This is a genomic window from Kitasatospora sp. NPDC036993 (genome assembly GCF_055607525.1).
The window spans coordinates 1-7,623 of record NZ_JBVJRP010000034.1 but is presented as its reverse complement, the minus strand read 5'-3'; the positions used below and the strand labels follow the sequence as shown (position 1 = coordinate 7,623).

Below are 7,623 nucleotides of genomic sequence, written 5' to 3'. Positions count from 1 at the left end.
CCGCCGAGCGGCGCCCACACCCCTACGCACCCCTTTCGCCGGGCGGCGAACCGGTGGGGTTCCGGCGGGATTCCGGTGGGGTTCCGGCGCGATCGCGGCACGCTTCAGCCGCGGTCGCGGCGCGGAATCCGAAGGGCGCGGGACCGCCGCCGGATTCAGCGCTTGGCCGGCCTCAGCGCGGCCCGCAGGACGCTCTTCGGGTCGACCGCGACGACGTCGAAGTTCCGCGTGGTGCACTGCACCCGGCGGAACAGGTTCTCGGGACCGGTGATGTAGAGCTTGCGCACCCCGAGGCCGAGCAGCGAGTCGACGACGTCGGGCCAGCGGATCCCCTTGTCGAAGGTGTCGAGCATCATGGTGCGCATCCGGTCGGCGGTGGTCACCCGGCTGCCGTCCTGGTCGGCGATGACGGTCTGGGCCGGGGCGCCGATCTCGTAGCGGGAGAACACCTCCTCCTCGGCCCTGCGGCGCAGTCCGTCGAAGGCCTCGGCGTGCACCGGCGGACGCATCGTGTACATCGAGTAGCCGCCCATGGCGCCGACGGCCTTCTTGAGGCCTTCGAGGAGGTGCTCCCGGACGGAGAGCATGTAGAAGCCCTCGTCCAGCCGGCCGGACACGTCGTACCACTCTCCGTCGGCGGTGAGCCCGTCGAGGTATTCCCTGAAGTCGTCCTCGGGAACGCGCACGAAGGAGTGGGTCACCACGTCGGTGTGTTCGGTGGCGAAGAACTCCTGCTCGCAGCGGGCGAGTTCGGCGGTCATCCGGACCACGTCGGGATAGTCCATGGCACCGGTCCAGGCGGCCGCGGCCTTCTGCCCGAAACTCGGTCCCGCGACGTAGTCGGCGCGCATTCCCATGACGTCCTCGGCCCGGTCGGCCAGCGCCAGGGAGTTGACCAGGAAGGCCACCTGGGTGTATTCGGAGTAGTCGTCGTCGGCCGCGTAGAAGCGGTCGAGCAGCGAGTAGCCCAGGGCCCGGTCCGCGTCGGCTATCCGCCGGCGCGCGTATCTGTCGAGAACCATGAACTTGCCGACCGTGGAAAAGCTTGACGGCCCCATTCCAGGAAATACGACAGCTGTCTTCTCTTCCATCAGCATTTCACCCAACAGTCAGCTAGCGGACAGCGTGACCGAGGCTACGGCGGGGTTCCGTCCGGCGACCACCCCATAGGCCCCCTACGCCGACCCCGCACCGGTTCCGGTACGGTGCGGGCGGGCCAGGGAGACGCCGCCGGCCTGCGGCGCAGGCCCCTCGGGGTGCCATTCCGTACGGGTTGGGGCCGGTTGACAGGGTGCGTAGGGGTTGCCCCTGCGGCGCCGCGAAAAATAGCGTGAGCCCGTCGGCGAAGGCGGTCCCGCGGTAACTGGGGCACAGTGCGCGGCCGACCCCGGGCCGGCGCCTAGCGAGATGCGGCTCGCGCCGCGCGAGCGTGCGGAACTCTGCCGGAAATTCTCTGATTTCTCGACCAGCATTGTCGGCACGGCCCGAGGGGTTTTCCAGATGACGTCACCAAGCGCGGCTTCGATAGGCATGCTCGTTCCCGACTTCCCGTTCTCCTACGACCGGTGGCTGACCCACCCGGCCGGCCTGGGCGTGCTCCCGCCGGAGCGGGCCGGCACCGAGGTCGCGGTGGTCGGCGGCGGCATGGCAGGACTGACCGCCGCCTACGAGCTGATGCGGCTGGGGCTGCGCCCCGTGGTGTACGAGCCCGGCGACCTCGGCGGCCGGATGCGGGCCGTGCCGTTCGCCAACCACCCCGAGTACGTGGCCGAGTTGGGCGCGATGCGCTTCCCGGTCTCGGCGAAGGCGCTCTACCACTACATCGACCTGCTGGGCCTGCGGACCAAGCCGTTCCCGAACCCGCTGGCGCCGGACACCCCCGGCACCCTGATCGACCTCAACGGCGAGCAGGCGTGGGCCCGTTCGCCGGAGGACCTGCCGGAGCTGTACCAGGAGGTCGCCGACGCCTGGGAGAAGGTGCTCCAGGAGCGCGCGTCGCTGTCCACGATGCGCGACGCGATCACCCGGCGGGACGTGCCGATCCTGAAGGCGGTCTGGGACCGCCTGGTCCGCGAGTTCGACGACGAGTCGTTCTACGGCTTCCTGGCCAGCTCCTCCGCGTTCCACTCGTTCCGGCACCGGGAGATCTTCGGCCAGGTGGGCTTCGGCTCGGGCGGCTGGGACACCGACTTCCCGAACTCGGTGCTGGAGATCCTCCGGGTGGTCTTCACCGAGGCGGACGAGAACCACATGTCGATCGTCGGCGGGGTGCAGCAACTGCCGTACGGCCTGTGGCAGCACGCCCCCGAGTCCCCGGCGCACTGGCCGGCCGGCACCTCGCTCGCCTCGCTGCACGAGGGCGGCACGCCCCGCCCCGGCGTGGTCGGACTGCGGCGCAAGGGCGAGCTGTTCGTGGTCGAGGACGCGGACGGCGACGTGCGCGTGTTCCCTTCCGTGGTGTTCACCCCGCACGTGTGGACGCTGCTCAACCGCATCGACTGCGACCCGGGCCTGCTGACCCAGCCGCAGTGGACGGCCGTCGAGCGCACCCACTACATGGGCTCCTCCAAGCTGTTCGTGCTCACCGACCGGCCGTTCTGGCGGGACGTCGACCCGCGCACCGGCCGCGAGGTGATGGGGATGACGCTCACCGACCGGATCGCCCGCGGCGTCTACCTGTTCGACAACGGGCCCGACCGCCCGGGCGTGATGTGCCTGTCCTACACGTGGAACGACGACTCGCTGAAGTTCGCCTCGCTCACCGACCGCGAGCGCCTGGAGGTCCTGCTCGCCCGGCTGGGCCGGATCTACCCGGACGTGGACATCCGCTCGCACATCATCGACGAGCCGATCAGCGTCACCTGGGAGACCGAGCCGCACTTCATGGGCGCGTTCAAGTCGAACCTGCCCGGCCAGTACCGCTACCAGCGGCGGCTGTTCACCCAGTTCATGCAGGACGACCTGGAGCCCCGCGACCGCGGCTTCTTCCTGTGCGGCGACGACGTCTCGTGGACCGCCGGCTTCGCCGAGGGCGCGGTGACCACCGCGCTCAACGCGGTGTGGGGCGTCGTCGACCACCTGGGCGGCCACGCCCCGCGGGCCAACCCGGGGCCCGGCGACCTCTTCGACTCCCTCGCACCGCTGGAACTCCCGTACTCGTGACCCCTGTCCGGATCCCTGTTCGCCACCACCGACCGTCCACGTCCTCGCGAAACGAGGTAGCACGACCGTGACCATCACCGAACCGGTGCCGACGGGCCCTGCCACGACACTGCCCGGCGCGCTGAGCCTGCGCGCCGAGAAGCAGCCCGACGAGACCGCGTACGTCTACCTCAGGGACGGCGAGGAGCCAGACGGCTCGTTGACCTACCGTCAACTCGAAGCCGACGCGCGCTCCCGGGCCGCCGCACTGGCGGCGGCCGGCCTCGGCGGGGGCAGCGCGGTGCTGCTCTACCCCTCGGGCCTGGAGTTCGTCCGGGCGCTGCTCGGCTGCATGTACGCCCGGGTGGCCGGCGCGCCGGTGCAGGTGCCGCGGCGGGCCACCGGCCTGGCGCGGCTGCGCCGGATCGCCGAGGACGCGGGCACCACGACGGTGCTGACCACCGCCGAGGTGAAGCACGACCTGGAGGAGCGCTTCGGCGACCACCCGGATCTCGCCGGGCTCACCCTGGTCGACACCGGCGCGCTGCCGCGGGCCGAGTGGACCGGCGGCTTCCCGGAGCCGGAGGACATCGCGCTGCTCCAGTACACCTCCGGCTCGACCGGCGATCCCAAGGGCGTGATGGTCACCCACGCCAACTTCCTCGCCAACGTGGCCGAGACCGAGGAGCTGTGGCCGGTCGGCCCGGACGGCGTGGTCGTCTCCTGGCTCCCGCTCTTCCACGACATGGGGATGCTCTTCGGCGTCCTGATGCCGCTGAGCTCGGGGATGCCCGCCTACCTGATGGCCCCGGACGCCTTCGTCCGCAGCCCGGGCCGGTGGCTGGCGGCGATCGACCGCTTCCGGGGCACCCACGCCGCGGCGCCCAGCTTCGCGTACGAGCTGTGCGTGAAGGCCCAGGAGGAGGGCAAGGTGGCGCCCGGCCTCGACCTCTCCTCGTGGCGGGTGGCCGCCAACGGCGCGGAGCCGGTGCGCTGGCGCGCGATCCGTTCCTTCGCCGAGACCTTCGCCGCGGCCGGCTTCCGTCCGGAGGCGAGCTGCCCGGGCTACGGCCTCGCCGAGAACACGCTCAAGGCCACCGGCAGCCGGCTCGGCGAGGAGCCGCCGGTGCTCTGGGTGGACTCGGTCGCGCTGCGGGCGGACCGGGTGGAGCTGTCCGCCCCCGGCGAGGGCGCCCAGCCGCTGGTCGGCTCGGGCGTCCCGGTCCTCGACAGCGTCGTGCGGATCGTCGAGCCCGCCTCCCGCACCGTCCTGGCCGAGCGCGAGGTCGGCGAGATCTGGGTCTCCGGGCCGTGCGTGGCCGCCGGCTACCACGGGCGTCCGCAGGAGTCAGAGGAGACCTTCCGGGCGACGATCGCCGGGCAGGAGGAGGCCGGCCACTTCCTGCGCACCGGCGACCTCGGCTTCGTCCACGACGGCGAGCTGTTCGTCACCGGCCGCCTGAAGGACGTCATCATCCGCCAGGGCCGCAACTTCTACCCGCAGGACATCGAGCTGTCGGCCGAGACCTCCGCCCCCGGCCTGCACCCCAACGCGGCCGCGGCGTTCTCCGTCGACGACGGCGAGCGCGAGCGCCTGGTCGTCGTCGTCGAGGCGGACGGCCGGGCCCTGCGCACCACTCCCCTGGGCGAGCTGGAGGCCCGGATCCGCACCGCCGTCCACGAGGGCCAGCGGCTGGACGTGGACGAGGTGGTCGTCGTGCGGCGCGGCTTCCTGCCCAGGACGACCAGTGGCAAGGTGCAGCGCCGGGCCTGCCGCGCCCGCTACCTGAACGGCGAGCTGAAGGCCGCCGCGGCGGCGGAGCGGAGCGCCCGGTGACCGAGGACACCCCCGCGGGCCACCAGGCCGCCCCGGCCGGCACCGCCGCCAGGATCGCCGAACTACAGCACCGCCGCGACGAGTTGGCCGCCCGCGCCGACTCCGACGCGGCCCGCAAGCAGCACGAGAAGGGCAAGCTCACCGCCCGCGAGCGGATCGACGCGCTGCTCGACCCTGGCTCCTTCGTCGAACTCGACGCCCTGGCCAGGCACCGCAGCCACGACTTCGGCCTGGAGCGCAACCGGCCGCTCGGCGACGGCGTGATCACCGGCTACGGCACCGTCGACGGCCGCAAGGTGTGCGTGTTCGCCCAGGACTTCACGGTCTTCGGCGGCAGCCTCGGCGAGAAGTACGGCGAGAAGATCGTCAAGGTGATGGACCTGGCGCTCAGCACCGGCTGCCCGGTCATCGGCATCAACGACTCCGGCGGCGCCCGCATCCAGGAGGGCGTGGTCTCGCTCGCCTACTACGCGGAGATGGTCCGGCGCGAGGTCGAGGGCTCGGGCGTCATCCCGCAGATCTCGCTGATGATGGGCCCCTGCGCCGGCGGCGCGGTCTACGCCCCCGCCATCACCGACTTCGTCGTGATGGTCGAGGACATCTCGCACATGTTCGTCACCGGGCCCGAGGTCCTGCGCACCGTCATGGGGCAGCACGTCGACCGCGAGGAACTCGGCGGCGCGCTCAGCCACAACACCGTCTCCGGCGCCGCGCACTACCTCGCGCAGGACGAGAAGGACGCCTTCGAGTACGTCCGCCTGGTGCTGGGCCACCTGCCCTCCAACAACATGGAGGACCCGCCGGTCTACGCCGCCACCGAGCCGCGGACCCTCACCGAGGCCGACCGGGCGCTCGACACCCTGGTGCCGGACAGCCCCAACGTGCCGTACGACATGCGCAGGGTCGTGCAGACCGTGCTGGACGGCGGCGAACTGCTGGAGGTGCAGCCGCTGTTCGCCAAGAACGTGGTGTGCGGGCTCGGGCGGATCGACGGGCACAGCGTCGGCATCGTGGCCAACCAGCCGATCGTCTCGGCCGGAGCGCTGGACATCGACGCGAGTGAGAAGGCCGCGCGCTTCATCCGGATGTGCGACGCCTTCCACGTCCCGGTCGTGAGCTTCGTCGACGTGCCCGGCTTCCTGCCCGGCCTGGAGCAGGAGCGGGCCGGCATCATCCGCCGCGGCGCCAAGCTGATCTACGCCTACGCCGAGGCGACCGTCCCGATGGTCACCGTGGTCACCCGCAAGGCGTACGGCGGCGGTTACGGCGTCATGGGGTCCAAGCACCTGGGGGTCGACATCAACCTCGCCTGGCCCACCGCCGAGATCGCGGTGATGGGCGGCGAGAGCGCGGTGACCGTGCTGCACCACCGCGCGGTCAAGCAGGCCGAGGACCCGGTCGCCGAGCGGGCCAGGCTGCGCCGGGAGTACGAGGACGCGCTCTGCAACCCGTACGCGGCGGCCGAGCGCGGCTACGTGGACGCGGTGATCATGCCGCACGAGACCCGGCGGACCATCGCCGGCGCCCTGGAGACGCTGCGCGGCAAGCGCGCCTCCCGGCTGCCGCGCAAGCACGGCAACATCCCGCTGTGAGCGGGGCGGGAGCTGTGAGCGGGGCGGCAGCGGAGGGCACCGACGGGCGGGCCGAGGACGGCCTGCTGGTGGTGTACGGCAGCCCGACGAGCGAGGAACTGGCCGCCGCGGTGGTCGCGGTGACCGCCCTGGCCGCCGCCGGCGCCCCGGCCCGGGCCCGCCCCGGCCGGGGCTGGGCACCGCCCGCCCGGCGGATGACCGCCTGGCCCCGGCACTGGGGCACCGGTGGCTGACCGGCCGCGCGTGCGGCCGCACGACCACCCGATACGACGAGCAAGACGAGCAAACGGCAGGGACGAGGGAGTTCAACGTGCGTAAGGTGCTGATCGCCAACCGTGGCGAGATCGCGGTGCGGGTCGTCCGCGCCTGCCGGGACGCCGGTATCGCCAGCGTCGCCGTCTACGCCGAGCCGGACCGGGATGCGCTGCACGTCCGCGCGGCCGACGAGGCTTACGCGCTGGGCGGTGACACTCCCGCAACCAGCTACCTGGACATCGCCAAGGTCCTCAAGGCCGCCGCCGACTCCGGCGCCGACGCCGTCCACCCCGGCTACGGCTTCCTCTCGGAGAACGCCGACTTCGCCCAGGCCGTCCTCGACGCCGGACTCACCTGGATCGGCCCGCCCCCCCAGGCCATCCGCGACCTCGGCGACAAGGTCACCGCCCGCCACGTCGCCCAACGCGCCGGCGCCCCCCTCGTCGCCGGCACCCCCGACCCCGTCGCCGGCGCCGACGAAGTCGTCACATTCGCCCGCGAACACGGCCTCCCCGTCGCCATCAAAGCCGCCTTCGGCGGCGGCGGCCGCGGCCTCAAGGTCGCCCGCACCCTCGAAGAGATCCCCGAACTCTTCGAATCCGCCGTCCGCGAAGCCGTCGCCGCCTTCGGCCGCGGCGAATGCTTCGTCGAGCGCTACCTCGACAACCCCCGCCACGTCGAGACCCAGTGCCTCGCCGACAAACACGGCAACGTCGTCGTCGTCTCCACCCGCGACTGCTCACTCCAGCGCCGCCACCAGAAACTCGTCGAAGAAGCCCCCGCGCCCTTCCTCACCCC

General features: G+C 72.1%; 6 protein-coding genes. 5 read left to right on the top strand and 1 reads right to left on the bottom strand.

The features are described 5' to 3' along the window. Positions 1-155 precede the first annotated feature (155 nt). Positions 156-1,022 carry an ACP S-malonyltransferase gene (locus ACZ7C5_RS37310; protein ID WP_401086794.1) on the bottom strand — a complete coding sequence of 289 codons (867 nt, stop codon included), beginning with the start codon at positions 1,020-1,022 and terminating at the stop codon, positions 156-158. 448 nt (positions 1,023-1,470) lie between these two features. Here ACZ7C5_RS37310 and ACZ7C5_RS37305 point away from each other — a divergent pair, with 448 nt between their 5' ends. From ACZ7C5_RS37305 to ACZ7C5_RS37285, 5 genes are all read left to right on the top strand, one after another. Beyond that, positions 1,471-3,162, top strand: a complete 1,692-nt coding sequence (locus ACZ7C5_RS37305; protein ID WP_401087248.1) for a flavin monoamine oxidase family protein — start codon at positions 1,471-1,473, stop codon at positions 3,160-3,162. Positions 3,163-3,229: 67 nt separating this feature from the next. After that, positions 3,230-4,978 (top strand): fatty acyl-AMP ligase, encoded by a 1,749-nt coding sequence (locus tag ACZ7C5_RS37300; RefSeq protein WP_470324400.1) that lies wholly within the window; start codon positions 3,230-3,232, stop codon positions 4,976-4,978. Then, positions 4,975-6,570: an acyl-CoA carboxylase subunit beta gene (locus ACZ7C5_RS37295; RefSeq protein ID WP_401086799.1), complete on the top strand. Its 1,596-nt coding sequence runs from the start codon at positions 4,975-4,977 to the stop codon at positions 6,568-6,570. The genes ACZ7C5_RS37300 and ACZ7C5_RS37295 overlap by 4 nt, the downstream gene beginning before the upstream one ends. Before the next feature lie 14 nt (positions 6,571-6,584). Continuing rightward, positions 6,585-6,803 carry an acyl-CoA carboxylase epsilon subunit gene (locus tag ACZ7C5_RS37290; RefSeq protein WP_470324399.1) on the top strand — a complete coding sequence of 73 codons (219 nt, stop codon included), beginning with the start codon at positions 6,585-6,587 and terminating at the stop codon, positions 6,801-6,803. 77 nt (positions 6,804-6,880) lie between these two features. Next, a partial coding sequence (locus tag ACZ7C5_RS37285) for an ATP-binding protein (protein WP_470324398.1) occupies positions 6,881-7,623 on the top strand: 743 nt, incomplete at its 3' end.

What these genes read in the sequence shown, in the direction of transcription:
- ACZ7C5_RS37310 (WP_401086794.1), bottom strand. Translation starts at nt 1,022, where the DNA reads ATGGTTCTCGACAGATACGCGCGCCGGCGGATAGCCGACGCGGACCGG.